Raw genomic sequence first — 17,994 nt, 5'->3', positions numbered from 1 at the left:
AAGGATGCTACCGGTTGTTATGCCTTAGTAGACTTTACGATTGTAGTGCATCCATTACCATCAGTAGTTGCTGTAACAGACTTTATACAATGTGAATTGAATACAGACGGATTTGATAACTTTGATTTAACAACTAAAGATGCAGAAATCTTAAACGGACAAGATGCCACACAATTTACAGTGAGCTATCATGAAAGTCTATTAGATGCAGAATTAGGAATGAATGGTATTGTAAGTCTATATCCTAACCTTAGTAACCCACAACAAATCTTTGTAACCATTACTAATACTATTACAGGTTGTTCAATCAGTACACAAAGTTTTAATATTGAAGTGCAAGAAGCGGCACAGGCCAACCCAGATATGGAAGCAATTCTTTTTGAAGAGTGTGATGATAATATGGAAACGGATGGGGATACGACAAACGATAGTAGACAGTTTGATTTGACATTTCAAGATGCAGAGGTCTTAGATGGTCAAGATCCTTTAAATTATATTGTAACGTATTACGCGACAGAAGAGGATGCTAATAATAAGGTGAATCCATTACCAACGTTGTATGAAAATGTCGTTAATCCACAAGTTATTTATGCAAGAGTAGATAATGACACACCAGATGTAGCAGGAGATGATACTTCTATATGTTATGCTATAGCCGAGGTGACTTTACAAGTTAATCCATTACCAGAGTTTGGTTTTAATCAGAGTTATACCTTATGTTTAAATACCAATGGGTCAGAAGTCTTAGATCCATTAGTCTTAGATACAGGCTTATCAGCCACAGCATATAGTTTTGAGTGGAGTTATAATGGTACGGCAATCGTAGGGGAAACAGGACCAAGTATAATGCCAACCCAAGGAGGAACTTATAGTGTAAAGGTAATTAATGACAGTACATTTTGTGAGAGTGAATTAAGTACAGAGGTTATAGTAAGTGAGCCACCAGCACTGGTTATCGATTTACTAACACAAGCATTTGCAGAAAATCATGTTTTACAAGCTACGGCAAGTGGAAGTGGAGATTATGAATACAGTTTAGATGGAGGAGCATGGCAAGATGAGGGGCTTTTCACTAATGTATCTGCAGGCCAACATCATATTACGGCAAGAGACAAAAATGGTTGTGGTTTAACAACAGAACCAAAGTTTGTTATTGACTATCCATTGTATTTTACACCTAATGGAGATGGTAAAAATGAAACTTGGAACATCGAAGGTATTGGAAGTAGTGCAAAAATTTATATATTTGACCGTTACGGAAAATTATTAAAACAATTGAGTCCAGATGGAAACGGTTGGAACGGAACGTATAATGGTAACGCATTACCAACAAGCGACTATTGGTTTAGAGTAGAGTACAACGAACCAATAACTAATGAACGTAAAGAATACAAAGCGCATTTTACCTTAAAAAAATAACTGTATTTTATTAAGAACATTACTTAAAAAGCTGAATGACAAAAAATAAAATCATTCAGCTTTTTAAGTAAATAGACTTTTAATTCGCGCAAACCAACTCATAAGTTTATTCCGTATTTTTACAAAAAAAATGATATGTCTATCATAGAAAAGTTAAAATGGCGCTACGCTACTAAAAAGTTTGATGTTACTAAATCACTTTCAGAAGAAAAGTTGAATACACTAAAAGAAGCTTTTAATTTAACAGCTTTGTCGTATGGTTTACAAACTTTAAAATTAATAGTAGTTGAAGATAAAATTATTAGAGAACGTTTAGTCGATGTCTCCTATGGCCAACGTCAAGTTGTAGATGCTTCTCATTTATTAGTGCTTTGTATTCAGGCAGAAATTGATGATAATGATATTGAAGCACATTTTGACACCATAAAAGCCATAAGAAATACTCCAGATTCTGTTTTATATCCTTTTAAATCACAATTAAAGTCAACAATTAATCAAATGCCTAGTATTAAAAAGATAGATTGGGCAACCAAACAGGCTTATATTGCGTTAGGAAACTTAATGACAGTCTGTGCTGTAGAAGAAATTGATAGTTGCCCAATGGAAGGATTTATTTCCAATGATTTAGATGAAATATTAGGAATAGATGCTTTAGGTCTTAAGTCTGTGTTACTTCTACCAGTAGGATATAGAGCCAATGATGATATGTTTGCGGACTTTAAAAAAGTAAGAAAGGATTTATCTGAAACCATTATAGAATTGTAATTTTTTTATGAAAATAAAAATCTCAAAACTGTATATTTGTTAGCTTAAATTCAACTTTTAATATTTATTACAATCTATGCCTGGATTCGAATTATTTAGCGATTTAGAACGAAACGAAGTAAATGATGTTTTAGACAATGGTGTTTTAATGCGCTATGGTTTTGATGGTATGAGAAATGGCCATTGGAAAGCTAAAGAGTTAGAAGCTGAATTAGAAAAAACATTTGAATCTAATCATGTACAATTAGTATCAAGTGGAACCGCAGCCGTTTCTGTAGCCTTAGCATCAGCTGGAGTGGGAGCAGGAGACGAAGTGATTATGCCTACGTTTACATTTGTTGCGAGTTTTGAAGCTATTATGATGCTAGGAGCTATTCCCGTTTTAGTTGATATAGATGATACTTTGACACTAGATCCAAAAGCTGTTGAGGCTGCGATTACTCCAAAAACAAAAGCAGTAATGGTAGTACAGATGTGTGGAAGCATGGCAAATATGGATGCTTTAAAATCAATCTGTGATAATCATAATCTGGTTTTTGTTGAAGATGCATGTCAAGCTATTGGAGGTACATATAAAGGGCAACCATTAGGAAGCATTGCGGACTTAGGCTGTTTTTCTTTTGACTTTGTAAAAACGATAACTTGTGGTGAAGGTGGCGCTGTTGTAACCAATAATAAAGATTATTATATTAATGCCGATCATTACAGTGACCATGGCCATGACCATATAGGTCATGACAGAGGTGCAGAAACCCATCCTTTTTTAGGTTATAATTTTAGAATTTCAGAGTTGCATGCTGCTGTAGGATTGGCACAAGTGAGACGTTTACCTGAGTTTATAGCTATTCAAAAGCGCAATTATACAATTTTAAGAAATGCATTAGCTAGAGTTCCAGGTGTTACTTTTAGACGGGTTCCAAAAGGGGGAGAAGAAAGTTATGCATTTTTAAATTTTTTCTTACCAGATGCAGAATCTGCTCAAAAGGTTATGGCCGCATTTAAAGAAAACGGCATTGATGCATGTTGGAATTATTACCAAAACAATTGGCATTATATTAGAAAATGGGATCATCTTAAAGATTTAAAATCTTTATTCCCTATTTCTAATGAAGTTAAAGAAGGTTTAGCCTATCTACAAACAAAAACCTTTGAACAGTCTGACCATTATATATCTCGAAATATTTCTTGTTTAATTAAATTGTCTTGGACAGAAGAAGAAGTTAATGAACGTGCTGAAAAAATGGCAAAAGCTATCAAAAGTATTTTTTAAAATTACCAACTATATTTTATTTCCGACCATTTTTACAATTAGTCTAGGTATTTAAACGCTTAATTCTTATTTATATAGCTGTTAAAAAATGAGAGGCATTATTTTTAATCTGCTTTATCTAATTAAAGTTGGTTGTTGGTGGTGTAAAATCTGTAAGACAGCGTATTATAGAATTTAAGCAAAAAAGTATTATTTAAATATTAGGCCAAGGTTTTATAATGCCAATGAGGCACCTTAATCTTACAATTTAATCGCACATAATATGTATGTAAAACAGCGTACATAAGCTTATTAATTTTCAATTAAGAGTCTATTCTGTGGTAATTATAGTGCTATATCTATAGGTGTAATTATTTGTTTAATTACATTATTTAATGCGGAAAGGGAAGTTAAAATCAAAGTTATCAAACACTAACACTATAGGATAAAATTCCCCATGTTATAAAGTATGTAACAAATCGTGTTACAAATATTATAATCTTAAATTATTCATTTTCATAATATTGCGTATCTTTAAGTGTATAATAATATATTTTATGAAATATCAGCTTTTTATTATTTTCTTACTCATATCATTTGTTTTCTATGGGCAAAACCAAAAGAAGTTAGATTCATTAAAAGTTCTTTTGTCAGACACAGAAATTAGTCAACATCAAGCACAACTTAATTTAAATATTTCAAAACTTATTGAGAATAAAAATCGTGATTCTAGTAAAATATACGCGAAGACTACCGAAAAAATAGCGCTTAGATTACGTGATAAAGATTTATTAAGTAAAGCTTTTTTACAGCAAGGTAAATTGTTTTACAAACAACAAAAAGATGATGTTGCCTTAATTTTTTTCAATAAAATAGATTCATTATATCAAATAGAGAAGGTCATTACTGAGGACTACATAATGACGAAAATTTATCGTGCAGAAATCTCTAAATTCAGGTTGACGATGCCAGGAGTTTTAAAGGCTAAGGATTATATATTGGAGGCGATAAATCTTGCGGAGGAGACTAACGACGAAAAATTAATTAACCTTACAAAATATAGGTTGGGTGAGTGGCACGGATTTATGTCCCAGGCAAGAGATACGAAGGAACATTTAGATACAGCAAGGATATACGTTAATAAGGTCCTAGAATATTATCAAAAAGAAAAGAATTACAAATTTATTGCGAATGTGTATTATACATTGGCATCTATAGATGCTTCGAGCAAAGATTATAAAGCAGCTGAGATTAATTATAAGAAAAGATTAGAAGTTATTAAAAAATCAAATGATTCTGTAAAAATCAGTGAAGCTTATTATGGGTTAGGTTCTGTTTTTAGAAGATTTAACCAGCCAGACAAAGGGTTGAAATATTTAGATTCTGCAGCCGCTATTTTTAAAACGCATGGTTTTTCTACCGACGATAGAAGAAAGAATTTATATAAAGATTATGCTTATTTATATGAGTTAAAGAACGATTATAAAAATGCGTTTGTGAATATGCAGAAAGCGTTTGTATTTAAGGATTCTATATTTAAAGAGGAGAATAGTAAAAATGCGATTGAATTAGATGCTAAATATCAAGCGGCTAAAAAAGAGCGAGAAATCATACTATTAAAATCGCAAAAAAAATTATCTGAAGAACAGAAAACTAATCAGCGCAATCTTTATTTAGGAGGTTTGGGATTAACAACAATAGCGGGATTATTCTTTTTTGTTCTATTTCAAAACCGACAAAAAACCACAAAAAAATTAAAAGAACTCGATGATTTTAAATCAAAATTATTCGCCAATATATCTCACGAGTTTCGTACACCATTAACCCTAATATCTGGACCAATAGATAAGCGCTTAAACAGTTCAAACCTTACAGAAGAAGATAGAACTGATTTTGAAATGATTCAACGTAATTCGGATAGATTACTCAATTTGGTAGATCAATTGTTGGATCTATCTAAGTTAGAGGCTGGTCATTTAAAACTAAAAGTAAGTCAAGGAGATTTATCTGTTTTGTTAAAATCTATGGCATCTTCTTTTCAACATCAAGCCACTCAGAAACACATAAACTATACTATTAATATAGATGAATTAAATAACGTTTGGTTTGATAAAGATGTTATTGAAAAAACGGTTATAAATTTACTGTCTAATGCTTTTAAATACGCACCTGAAAATAGTGCTATAAATTTTAATGCATTAGTTCTAGATGATACATTACAACTGCAGGTAGAGAATAAAGGTAATTTATTAACCAAAAAGCAGGTTGATAATATCTTTAACCGTTTTTATCAAGCAGATGAAAATACAGAAGGAGTTGGCATAGGTTTATCATTAGTAAAAGAGATTGTTAACTTATCTTATGGAGAAATTACTGTAGAAAATACTTCTAATAAAACAATACTATTTAAAGTTTATTTGCCCATTCTTAAGTCACAATTTAAGCCCAGTGATTTCGCAGATGCTTTTACCAATCCTTCAATGATTAAACAAAAAGAGGATACAATTAAAGTAGAAAAAGCAGCAGTTAAAGAGGTTATAGATGAGAACCGTCCTATTTTATTGATTGTAGATGATCATGAGGATATACGAATTTTTGTTAAATCGGTTTTTAAAGACAGCTATCAAGTGGTTGAGGCTTCTAATGGCGAAATAGGAGTAGAAAAGGCTATTGCGTTAGTCCCAGATATTATTATATCTGATGTAATGATGCCAAAATTAAATGGCTTCCAATTATCTGAAATTCTTAAACAAGACGAACGAACAAGTCATATCCCAATTATTTTATTAACAGCAAAAACGGAAGATACAGATACGTTTAAAGGTTTAGAAACTGGTGCAGATGATTATATTACGAAACCCTTTAAAACAAAAGCATTAGAAATAAGAGTGAAAAATTTAATCAATTCAAGGTTAAAACTTCGTGAGCGCTATAGTCAAGAATTGGTGTTAAAACCAACAGAGATAGCTATTAATAGTTTTGATGCTCAATTTCTAGAAAAGCTAAACACTGTTATTGATGAAAACATAACAGAACCAACTTTTAGCGCAGCAGATTTCAGTAAAGCATTAGGTATGAGTCGTATGCAATTACACCGAAAATTAAAAGCACTTACAGGTTTGTCTGCAACAGAATTTGTGCGTTCTCAACGTTTAAAATTAGCAGCAGACTTGCTTAAAAAGAGCGATGCAAATGTTTCTGAGATTGGATATTCGGTGGGTTTTAATGACCATTCTTATTTTGCAAAATGTTTTAAAGAAATGTATGGTTGTACTCCAACAGAATTTATTTCTAAGCAATAATTAGTCTTATATTTTTCCATTTATTGAGCTAAATTTAATGCACTTCATGGCTCGTAGCGCTTGTATTCATTGAGATGTTACATAAATTATAGTGTTTGTTACATGTCTTATAGTTAGATAGTTACGTCTCAACTAACTTTACAATTGTAATACCCTTCCTTACTAATTAAAATTTTTAACCCTTCATTAATAGCTTTATGACTAATGAAAAGCTTGTGGGCAATATTGAAAAATTGTCATCAAATAAAATATATATAAATGTTAACCTTTTAGAAAAAGGTATTTATAATTTAAACATAGTACATAAAAATAAGATTATAAAAAGCACACATTTTAGCAAAGAATAAGTTCACCATCAAAATAACCAACCATGAAAAAAACAGCCATTATTATCAGTTTTTGTTTACTAACAGTGCTATCTTATGCTCAAGTTGGCATAGGTACAACAAATCCAGATGCATCATCAGCATTAGATATTAGTTCTTTAGATCGTGGATTGTTAATACCGCGTGTAAGTTTAGTAAATGTTACCAATGCTACTACGCCAATCGCTTCACCTACAACAAGTTTATTAATATGGAATACCAATCCGACTGTCACAGGAGGAAGCGGAGTAGGTTATTATTACTGGAATGGTATTTGGACTCCTTTATTAGGTGGTGGAAATACCTTAAACCAAGCTTATAATCAAGGAGGTCCAGGTGCTGGTAGAATAATATATGCAACAAATGGTGATTTTCAGGTAAGCTCAGGTAGAGTAGAGTTTACAAATGTTACGGATGCTACTGGAGTTGCAAATACAGGTGTCCTTGAGATAGCTAATTCATTAAGGTTAGACGGAAACGAGGTAATTACAAATTCTAATACAGAATTGTTTCTACAAAACGATAATAATGGAGACCTTAGTGTAGATAATACAACACTTTTTGTAGATGCAAGTACCAATCGAGTAGGTATAGGAACAATTGCTCCAAATGCTGCTTTAGATACAAGAGGGGCTGCTATTTTTAATGAAGACAGTGGTGATTTTGATTTTAGAGTAGAATCTAATAATAACGCTAGTATGTTTTTTGTAAATGGAGGAACAAATAGAGTTGGTATTGGTACTGAGTATCCTGGTGCTACTGTAGATGTTAGAGGTTCGGCTATTTTTAATCAACTTGGTACCAATTCAGATTTTAGAGTTGAGTCTGAAAATAGAGCTTATGCTTTATTTTTAGATGCTGATAGAGATGTTGTTTTCATTGGGTCTAATACTTTTAATCCAGGCGGATTAAACAATAACGGAGATGTCATGCCAAATGGAGTTGTCGTAGATTATGTGGCTTCTTTTTATCAAGGAAGTACTAATGGAACAGCGGTACAATTAGGATCTACGGAATATATTATGGACTCAGGTAACTTGCATATGTCTGTGTATGGTAGTTTTTTGCCATACTACCCAATGAGTTCAACATCTCCTTTTAATCTTGGGAATTCTGCACAACGTTGGAATAGTGTTTGGTCTATAAATGGAACTATTCAAACTAGTGATATAAAGCTAAAGAAAAATATAAAGCCGCTTAATTACGGGCTTAATGAAATCTTACAGTTAGAAACCATAAAATACCAATGGAAGAATAGTATTGATGATAAGAATAAGATAGGATTCTCTGCGCAACAGCTATTAACCATTATTCCTGAAGTTGTTTCAACATACGATTATGAATATGCAGAAGATGAAAAAACAATGGTTAGAAAAGAAAATGAAAATTTAGGAGTTTATTATAGTGATTTAATCCCTGTGCTTGTAAAAGCAATTCAAGAGCAACAATTACTTATTGAAAAACAAAATCAAAAACTTGACAAAATTGATCGCTTAGAAAGAGAATTAAATGCACTTAAATCCTTAGTAAAAAACAAAAATTAATTTTTTTATAATAAGTCTCAATGTTTGAGAAGTTCTCATATTTTGAGAATATTTAGAAAGTCACTGTAGGGAGTGGCTTTCTTATTTTTAATATTCTACATATTCAACAATCTCTAAACCATAACCAATCATCCCAACACGTTTAGTTTGTAAGCTGTTGGATATTAATTTGAGCTTGCTTATTTTTAGATCGTGTAGTATTTGAGCACCAATACCAAAATCTTTAGTGTCCATACCAATACTTGGAGCTTTAACTAATTTACCTTCAACTTGGTTTTCTTTAAGAATAGAAAGGCGTGTTAGTAAGTTCATAGACTCAGCTTGTTGATTAATAAATATAATAGCGCCTTTACCAGCTGTATTAATTACATTAAACATATCATCTAGCTTTTTGTCTGCATTATTTGTTAAAGTACCTAAAATATCATTGTTTACTAAAGTAGCATTAACACGTGTTAAAATTGGCTCGTCAGATTTCCAAGTTCCTTTTGTTAAAGCAATATGAATTTGGTTATTGGTTGTTTGTAAATAAGCTCTCAATCTAAATTTACCAAAACGTGTTTCAATATCAAAGTCTTCTTTCTTTTCAATTAAAGAATCATATTCCATTCGATAAGCCACCAAATCTTCAATAGATACAATTTTTAAATCAAACTTTTTGGCCACTTTCATTAATTGTGGTAAGCGTGCCATTGTACCATCTTCATTCATTATCTCTACAATAACTCCTGCAGGTTCAAAACCAGCTAAACGCGCAAAATCTATGGCTGCTTCTGTATGGCCAGTTCGTCTTAAAACACCACCTTCTTTAGCAACTAAAGGGAAAATATGACCTGGTCTTGCTAATTCAAAAGCCTTGGTGTCTTTTTTTACTAAAGCTTGTACCGTTTTTGCTCTATCGCTTGCAGAAATACCCGTACTTACACCATTACCTCTTAAATCTACAGAAACTGTAAAAGCAGTTTCCATTGGGTCTGTGTTATTTCTTACCATCATGTTTAATTCTAAATCTTCACAACGGTGTTCTGTAAGTGGAGCACAAATTAAACCACGACCATGTGTAGCCATAAAATTTATCATCTCCGGAGTTACTTTTTCTGCTGCAGCCAAAAAGTCTCCTTCGTTTTCACGATTTTCATCATCTACAACAATAATAACCTTGCCTTGTCTTATGTCTTCAATGGCTTCTTCTATAGTGTTTAGGCTCATTTTTGTATGTTTGGTTTTAGTTATCATTATGATTTTTTTAGATGAAGTAAAGATACAGTTATTTTATATTTTGAAGACAGCTTAGATAGAAGTCTTGCGAAATTCGGTTTCTTAACATTATATACTTTAAAGGATATAGAGGCAGCGTAAGAATAAGAATTAATGGGTTGATGCGTTTGCCTTTTTGATCAATAGTTTTATAGAATTTTGAATATACAAAAGCATCTACAATAACATAAATAGCAAAAAATAGTAACGCAATAATACTTAAGCTTAATGAGGCTTCTGCAATTTGAGCTAGATTATTATTTCTAAATACAAAATATAATACTAATAGAATGACTCCTGTAGAATAGCTAATTAAACTCGTTTTAGAGTAATCTTTATAATCTTTCAATAAAACACGGGCTTTTATAAGTTTATCAGGAATTTCTAGACCTTCAGATTTTAAACTTTCAAGTGAAATTTTACGATTTAATAAACTATGTAAAGCAATCTCTTTTGGTTTTTTATCGATATCAAATTCATCTTGCTTTTTTATAATACTTACCAGTTCTTCAATTGAGTATTTTTTATAATAATTATAAGTTTTGGTATCACTTTCAGAAAGTTGAAGCTCATTTTTTGATGTAAACAAACGTTTTAAAGGAACTAAAATAACGTCAAATTGAAAAACACCTTTGTCATTTGTAGCTCGTGTTGTTAAGTAAATACTTAGAGGTAACATAACGGCCGTTGATAACCACGCACCAATTATGGGATCTAAACCGCCTTTTTCTGCACTGTTTTTAGCGAAAATATTAAAGAAATGATAGGCTAAAAATAACACAATGGCAACAACCATTGGTAAGCCTAGTCCGCCTTTACGAATTAAAGCTCCAAGTGGTGCACCAACAAAGAAGAGTATAACACAAGCAAAGGCTAAAACAAATTTATCGTGTAAAGCTATAATATGATCATTTAGCCAAAAAGAAGATTTTTCAAAAGATTTGGTATTTGCATCTATAATTTGTCTTGTACTATTTGAAGAACTTAAGGCCAAGTTTACAATTTGGATTTTTTGAGTGGTATTATAAAGGTCTAAGATGCTTTCGCCTTTAAAAATAGTATCGGTTTTTGTCGTATTTATATTTGTACCTAATGAGGCATAAGTACTTCTGTTATACAGGGTGTTTGATAGATCTGAATAATCCTTGTTTTTCTTTTTTTCGAGTGTATCAATTTGCCTTAATAATTGACTTACATTAAGCATATTGTACCTATCGTTGTGACTTTTTTCTTCTAAGTCTTCAGAATTTAATATTTCTAAATCTACATTAAATAAATAGTTTTCGAAATAGCTCCTAACATGTGGTTTATTTAGGTTTTTCTTTGAGTTTTTATTGATTACTTCTTCGTAATAATTTCCGTTTATTAATTCAAGTTGAAGAATATTGGAGTCAGGACTACTTTTTAATTCCCCTTTTTCTGCGATAATAACGGTATAATTCCCTGAACGTGCGGGATTTTTTTTATGAATAACAACTCCTTTTAGAAATTGACCTCTGTCACCATACTTTTCTTCGACTTTAATATTAATGTTACCAATTTCATTAAATTGACCTTCAGCAATCGCTAATGCTGGTTTTACTTTTGCAATATTTCGTCTTAAGTTATAGAAGTTATATTCTCCCCAAGGAATAACGTTGTTGGCAAAAAAGAAGCATCCAACTCCAAGCGCAACAATAAACACGCTTAAACTTCGCATGGCTCGTTGTAGCGAGATGCCTGTAGATTTCATAGCAGCGAACTCGTAATTTTCTGCAAAGTTCCCAAAAACCATTATAGAGGATAACAAAATGGTTAGAGGTACCACCAAAGGAATTAGCTTTGGCATATAGTACAAAATAAATTTCGCAGTCACAGTAATGTCTAAATCTTTACCAGCAAGTTCTGCGATATATAGCCAAACACCTTGCAAAATAAAGATAAACATGAATATAATAAAGACGCTAAAAAACGTCTTTAGAAATGTGATAAGTATGTACCTATCTAATATTTTCATTAAACCTTAGTCTATTTTATTGATAAAGTAATCACTGTATTTACTTTTGTCAAATGTAAATAAGGTTTTTGAAATAGGTTGGTCGGTTTTAAAAGAATTAACAGTTAATGTTGTTTTTGTTCCATTTTTACCAACTTCAATCAGATTATATATGTGTTTTGTTGTGGCATCAATTCCTAATAAGACGTGTTTTATTTCAGAATTAGTATCCATAGGATTTAACTTTATATATTGAATTTTTCTTCCTCTTACATTTTGAATAATATCCATTTTATAAGTATATCCATTTTCATAAAAGGATAACATTTTGCTTGGTGTTATGGTGCTTTCATCTTCGGTATTGTCTGATGAAATTGTTACCTCTTCATCTTCAGGACTTATTGTATATAATGTTTTTCCGTCAAAAATACGCGTAACACCTAAAATGTTAAGTTTGTATTTTTCACCTTCAATAACAACATCGCCACGGGTTTCTTGTTTTACATTTTCGCTAAGATTATTTAATTCGTATTTAAAATCTAAACTGATGTTTTTATAGCTTTTTATTTTAGTGCTCACTTCGTTTAATAAAGCTTCGGCTTTGTTATCATTTTGTGCAAATACAGTAAATCCTAGTGTTAAAAATGTTATTAGAATTAAGTTTTTCATTTTATCTTTTTTAAGTCTATTTAAGTTTTTTTATTGTTTTTCGTTTTCTAGTAATTGATCTAAAGCCACTAAGTCTGGTACTAAAACTTGACGAGCTTTACTACCTTCAAAATTGCCAACAATACCAGCAGCTTCTAATTGATCTATAATTCTACCAGCTCTGTTATAACCTAGTTTTAGTTTTCGTTGTAATAAAGACGCCGAACCTTGTTGTGCTGTTACAATAAGTTCTGCTGCTTCTCTAAACAATTTATCTCTATCAGATATATCTATATCAAGATTTGTGCCACCTTCTTCACCAACATACTCTGGTAATAAATGTGCGTCTGGATAAGCTTTTTGTGAGCCTATAAATTCTGTGATTTTTTCAACTTCTGGTGTGTCTACAAAAGCACATTGAATTCTTATTAATTCGTTTCCTTGTGTATATAACATATCTCCACGACCAATTAATTGATCTGCTCCGGAACCATCTAAAATGGTACGAGAATCAATTTTACTAGTTACTCTAAACGCAATACGTGCTGGGAAATTGGCTTTAATAATACCAGTAATAACGTTAACAGAAGGACGTTGTGTTGCAATGATTAAATGTATTCCAATTGCTCGTGCCAATTGTGCTAATCTTGCAATAGGTGTTTCTACTTCCTTACCTGCGGTCATAATTAAATCGGCAAACTCATCTACCACTAAAACGATATAAGGTAAAAAGGCGTGACCATCATTTGGATTTAATTTTCTAGCTTTAAACTTAGCGTTATATTCTGCAATGTTTCTACAAAATGCATTTTTAAGCATTTCATAACGGTTATCCATTTCTATACAAAGCGAATTTAAGGTGTTAATAACCTTAGTGTTATCTGTAATAATTGCATCTTCACTATCGGGTAGTTTTGCTAAATAATGGCGTTCAATTTTATTGAAAAGTGTGAGCTCAACTTTTTTAGGATCGACCAATACAAATTTTACTTCAGCGGGATGTTTTTTATAGAGTAGTGAGGTTAAAACAGCATTTAAACCTACCGATTTACCCTGACCAGTAGCACCAGCCATAAGCATGTGTGGCATTTTGGCTAAATCTACAACAAAGGTTTCGTTGCTAATCGTTTTTCCAAATGCGATTGGTAGTTGCATTTCGGATTTTTGGAATTTTTGCGATGCAATTACAGAGCGCATTGATACAATAGTCGAATTTTTATTTGGAACCTCAATACCAATAGTTCCTTTTCCTGGAATTGGAGCAATAATTCTAATACCTAATGCCGCAAGCGAAAGTGCAATGTCGTCTTCTAAATTTTTGATTTTTGAAATCCTAATTCCTGCATCAGGAACAATTTCATAAAGTGTAACTGTTGGGCCAATGGTAGCTTTAATACTTGTAATACCAATTTTGTAGTTTAGTAATGTTTCTACAATTCTGTTTTTATTTTCTTCAAGCTCTTCTTGGTCTATTGAAATCCCTTCGTTATCATATTTTTTTAATAGGTCTAAAGTTGGAAATTGATACTTACCTAACTCTAGTGTAGGATCAAATTGCCCAAAATCTTCAACCAATTTATCTGCTAAATTATCAGATTCAGATTTTTCTTCTTCAACAGTTTCTACTTCTACTTTTAACTCTGGAACATCTACTAAATCTGGAACATCTACGGTTTCTTCTTTAGGTTTTTCTGTAACTTCCATCGTAAGCTTTTCAGCTCTATCTTCTGTTTTCGATTTTGGTTTAGAATATTTATTAATGGTAGGTTCTGTATTTTCTAATGGAATTTCGAAGGCAGATTTAATGGCTTCTGCTTCTTCGGTTAAATTATTGTCAAAGATTACTGCTGGTTCTTTAGTCTCTTTTTCGGATTTTAAATCTTCTTTAATTGAACTTTGAGCGCGTTTAAAACTATTTACAATAGTGTCTCCAGTAATTTTAAATCTGATAGCTAAATATGTAATAAGCCCAAGAAGTAATAAAAGTGCAGTTCCAATTTTACCAATATAATCTTGAAAGAATTGATTCATTTCAAAACCAATTGTACCACCAAGAAGGTCGTATTTATGTGTAAAAAAACCAAAAAGAACAGATAACCATATTACAATGAGTGTTCCCCAAATCCAATGTTTTCTAAGTTTAGATTTTTTTAGGTTTAAAGTTACATAAACGCCAGAAAGAAATAATAACCCAGCAAAAATAAAGGAAGGTAAACCAAAACCTTGAGTTATAAAGAATTCACTAACCCAAGCACCAAGTTGGCTTGCCCAGTTTTTATATTCTGTAGAACGCTCAGGAAAACTATGAAGTACGCTTTGGTCTTCTTTGCCTGTAAAAACAAAAGATAAAAATGAGACAAAAAGAAGTATACCCATTATAATAAGAAAGCTACCCAATATCAGTTTATGCTGATTGGTTAGCTGAAACGAAGGCCTTTTTAGTTTTGCTTTTGCTTTAGGCTTTGCTTTAGTGGTGGTTTTCTTTTTTATTGTTTTTTTTGCCATGTTAACTTTCCTAATACTTCGGAAATCTATTATTTATTTATATTCTTTCGCTTTTTTAGAAATACCATTAATATAGTCTTCTATAATGTTTAAATCTCTAGCAAGTTCTGAACCTTCAAATCCACTAATATCGCTAATAGTGACATTAGTATTGTAAAAATCTAAATACCGACTTGCCAAAGGTAAATAGGACCAATGCCATTTTTCAAGATTACAACCTGTTCTTCCATTTTCTTTATTGGTATAAACTTGATAAAACCCATAATTATTAGCATTAGCTTGTAGCCAATTATAAGTGACTTTCCCTTTTCCGCTGCTAAAATACGAATTACTTAAACTATTTAGGTCTAAATCCGTTCCCCAATGATGACGAGATGAAGAAGGCATAGCACTATATTCTAAAATTTTTTGAGCACGTGTAATTGGATCTAGAGTTTTATACTTTTTCCATTTGCGTTCCCAAATGTTTTTTTGTTCATTAAAATTTCGGGTTCCAGATAAAATGGTTAAATCAATACCCTCTTTTTTTGCTGCCTTATACATTTTTATATAATCAGCATAAACCACCTTATTAAGGTATAACGTTTTTGCTGAATGTTCTAAACTCACTTTTGTAAATGTACTGTCGGTTTTATAATTAAATTTCCCTAATACATACGCTTTAGTGAGACCAGACTTAGATTTTTCAATAGGTTTAATAGTGTCTTTTAGGATATTAACGGTCTTAACGCTATTGTCTTCTTTGTTCTTTAAATTGCAACTTACCCAAACTAATACAATAGAAAATGTTGCAAATAATGATTTCATTTTAAGTCTTAAATATGGTGTTGAATTTGAATTGGACAAAAATACAAATATGAAACGTTTATCTTATTGCTTTTGGTATGGAAACGAGAGTAATATTTGAATGGTAATTAGAGGTTCAATTTAATTTCAAGATGTCATATAAAAGAAAAGTTGATCTTAAAGAAACTTAGGAATATAGATTATACCAGCAATAATTACAGAGATTATACCTGCAAAAAAAACAGCTCCAGCAGCAACATCTTTTATTAATCCTATTTTTTTATGGTATTCTGGGTGAATAAAATCTGCTATATATTCAATAGCTGTATTCATCCCTTCAACACTCATTACCATCGCAATCATAACTAATTGTGCAATCCATTCTGTTTTTGATATTTCAAAATAAAAACCAGCAATAGTTATCAGAATAGCAATAGTAAATTGCACTTTGATACTTGCTTCTGTTTTAATTAATATCAACATACCTTTAAAGGCATACCCAACACTTTTAATTCTATTTATTATAAAAGGTTCTTTTTTTTGCATGAGTTAGTAATACTAATTTGTTCCTAGTGCTTTTTTTTAGCAACTAAGGGAAATTTGCGAGTGTGATAATAAGATTAATATAGCCTATTTAAGGTCTGCTTAAGTGCTATTTTAAAGCGTCTAAAGCTGCTGTATAATTAGGTTCATCCTTAATTTCAGCGACCTGTTCTGAGTGTAAAATTGTTCCGTCTTTTTCAATGACTACAATACAACGCGATAATAAGGTTTCTAAAGGTCCTGTTTTAAACGTTATTCCGTAATCATTTCCAAAATCACCTGTTTTAAAATCGGAAAGCGTTTCTACATTGTCCAAGCCTTCTGCTCCACAAAAACGAGCTAATGCAAATGGTAAATCTTTAGATATGCAGAGTACTTTTGTGTTTTCTAATTGACTAGCCTTTTCATTAAATGTTCTTACAGATTGGGCACAAGTTCCTGTATCTACACTAGGAAATATATTTAATATTAATCGACTTCCATTATAATCCGTTAAAGACTTTGTAGATAAATCTGTTGCAGTAAGTTTAAAATCAGGAGCTTTGCTACCAACAGAAGGTAGGTTTCCTGAAGTTTCTATAGGGTTTCCGCCTAAGGTTATATTTGCCATTTTCTTTAATTTTTAGTGAATGTTAAAAATAGCAACTTTAAAGCGTAATTATATTAAAGAACGTAAAATATTTGAAATTTATTGATTAGTGTTTTGCTGATATTAAGTTTGTCCGGAATAACACATTTTAACGAAGTTATAGACTGTTTGAATAAAATATAGAGTGCTATCATTCAAAAAATATATCTTCGTTAGTTCAATTTATTGATTAAAAATTAATTATTCTTAAGGCAAACTCCCTATTTGTCTAGATAAAACTCATTTTAATATGAAATTAAAGGTAAGAAAAGCTAAGATTCTTAGGAACTTGTTTATTGCGATTGCAATATTAGTAATAGGAAGTTTGTTTTCTGTTTATTTATTATTTAATACATCAGGAATGGATGCTAAGGCGACACGTTTATTAGTAAAACTCTTAAATGTAAATTTAGAAGCTAATTTGCCCACTTATTTTTCTGCTTTAGTACTATTAGGTGATGCCATTTTATTAGCATTTATCGCTATGGGAAATAAAGCTAAAGGCAGCTATTTTTGGCATTGGGTAGGCATGTCGGCTATTTTTGTATTTATTTCTTTAGATGAAATGATACAGATACATGAGCAGCTTAGAGCACCAATGGAAGCTTTATTTAATACGTCTGGTTTACTTTATTTTGCGTGGTTTATACCGTATTTGGCTTTAGTTATTATTCTTGGTATAGCTTATTTTAAGTTTATGATGCATTTACCTAAAAAGATTTTGAAGCTTTTTATTTTGGCTGCTGTCCTATTCATTGGTGGGGCAGTTGGTATGGAAATGCTTGGCGGCATGCATGCAGAAATACATGGCGAGGATACCTTAACCTATGCATTAATGTATAATTTTGAAGAGTTCTTAGAAATGTCTGGTGGTGCTGTTTTCTTTTATGCCTTACTTTATTATATAGAAATCAGTTTTAAAAAGCTTAGACTTAGATTTAAGCCGAAGAAAAAAAAGACAAAGGATGTCATTGATCTTTAATAAAATATGTAGAATATTAAAAAGCC

The 17,994-nt window shown here is 31.5% G+C and carries 13 protein-coding genes; 6 read left to right on the top strand and 7 right to left on the bottom strand.

The window, feature by feature from the left end; genetic code table 11:
• From VDP25_RS15025 to VDP25_RS15005, 5 genes are all read left to right on the top strand, one after another.
• Positions 1-1,419: T9SS type B sorting domain-containing protein (locus VDP25_RS15025; RefSeq protein ID WP_334471161.1), on the top strand; the 1,419-nt coding region annotated here is incomplete at its 5' end.
• A gap of 135 nt (positions 1,420-1,554) precedes the next feature.
• Complete coding sequence (locus VDP25_RS15020; protein WP_334471159.1) at positions 1,555-2,184, top strand: NAD(P)H-dependent oxidoreductase; 630 nt, start codon at positions 1,555-1,557, stop codon at positions 2,182-2,184.
• Positions 2,185-2,260: 76 nt separating this feature from the next.
• A complete protein-coding gene (locus VDP25_RS15015) occupies positions 2,261-3,454 on the top strand; it encodes a DegT/DnrJ/EryC1/StrS family aminotransferase (protein WP_334471157.1) in 1,194 nt (397 codons plus the stop codon).
• Between the two features lie 626 nt (positions 3,455-4,080).
• Positions 4,081-6,735, top strand: a complete 2,655-nt coding sequence (locus VDP25_RS15010; protein WP_334471155.1) for a response regulator — start codon at positions 4,081-4,083, stop codon at positions 6,733-6,735.
• A gap of 370 nt (positions 6,736-7,105) precedes the next feature.
• Entirely contained in the window at positions 7,106-8,644 is a 1,539-nt protein-coding gene (locus VDP25_RS15005; protein WP_334471153.1) for a tail fiber domain-containing protein, read from the top strand.
• A gap of 87 nt (positions 8,645-8,731) precedes the next feature.
• On the opposite strand, the gene ribB is transcribed toward VDP25_RS15005, so the two are convergent.
• The 7 genes from ribB to tpx form a co-directional block, all read right to left on the bottom strand.
• Complete coding sequence (gene ribB / locus VDP25_RS15000; protein ID WP_418637543.1) at positions 8,732-9,880, bottom strand: 3,4-dihydroxy-2-butanone-4-phosphate synthase; 1,149 nt, start codon at positions 9,878-9,880, stop codon at positions 8,732-8,734.
• Between the two features lie 31 nt (positions 9,881-9,911).
• Positions 9,912-11,897, bottom strand: a complete 1,986-nt coding sequence (locus VDP25_RS14995) for an LptF/LptG family permease (protein WP_334471149.1) — start codon at positions 11,895-11,897, stop codon at positions 9,912-9,914.
• Positions 11,898-11,903: 6 nt separating this feature from the next.
• Positions 11,904-12,545 carry a LolA family protein gene (locus VDP25_RS14990; RefSeq protein WP_215925045.1) on the bottom strand — a complete coding sequence of 214 codons (642 nt, stop codon included), beginning with the start codon at positions 12,543-12,545 and terminating at the stop codon, positions 11,904-11,906.
• A 30-nt stretch (positions 12,546-12,575) separates the two neighbouring features.
• On the bottom strand, positions 12,576-15,029 hold the full coding sequence (locus VDP25_RS14985) for an FtsK/SpoIIIE family DNA translocase (protein ID WP_334471145.1): 2,454 nt from the start codon (positions 15,027-15,029) through the stop codon (positions 12,576-12,578).
• 33 nt (positions 15,030-15,062) lie between these two features.
• On the bottom strand, positions 15,063-15,836 hold the full coding sequence (locus VDP25_RS14980; protein ID WP_334471143.1) for a M15 family metallopeptidase: 774 nt from the start codon (positions 15,834-15,836) through the stop codon (positions 15,063-15,065).
• 156 nt (positions 15,837-15,992) lie between these two features.
• Entirely contained in the window at positions 15,993-16,361 is a 369-nt protein-coding gene (locus tag VDP25_RS14975; protein WP_334471141.1) for a diacylglycerol kinase family protein, read from the bottom strand.
• Positions 16,362-16,467: 106 nt separating this feature from the next.
• Complete coding sequence (gene tpx, locus VDP25_RS14970; RefSeq protein WP_215925041.1) at positions 16,468-16,968, bottom strand: thiol peroxidase; 501 nt, start codon at positions 16,966-16,968, stop codon at positions 16,468-16,470.
• Between the two features lie 268 nt (positions 16,969-17,236).
• On the opposite strand from tpx, the gene VDP25_RS14965 reads away from it, so the two are divergent.
• Positions 17,237-17,968 (top strand): hypothetical protein, encoded by a 732-nt coding sequence (locus tag VDP25_RS14965; protein ID WP_334471139.1) that lies wholly within the window; start codon positions 17,237-17,239, stop codon positions 17,966-17,968.
• Positions 17,969-17,994: the final 26 nt, after the last annotated feature.

Origin of the sequence: Winogradskyella sp. ECml5-4 (assembly GCF_036903175.1) — a bacterium.
Taxonomy (GTDB): domain Bacteria; phylum Bacteroidota; class Bacteroidia; order Flavobacteriales; family Flavobacteriaceae; genus Winogradskyella; species Winogradskyella damuponensis.
The sequence above is the reverse complement of the archived record's forward strand: the minus strand, read 5'-3'. Positions and strand labels throughout refer to the sequence as shown.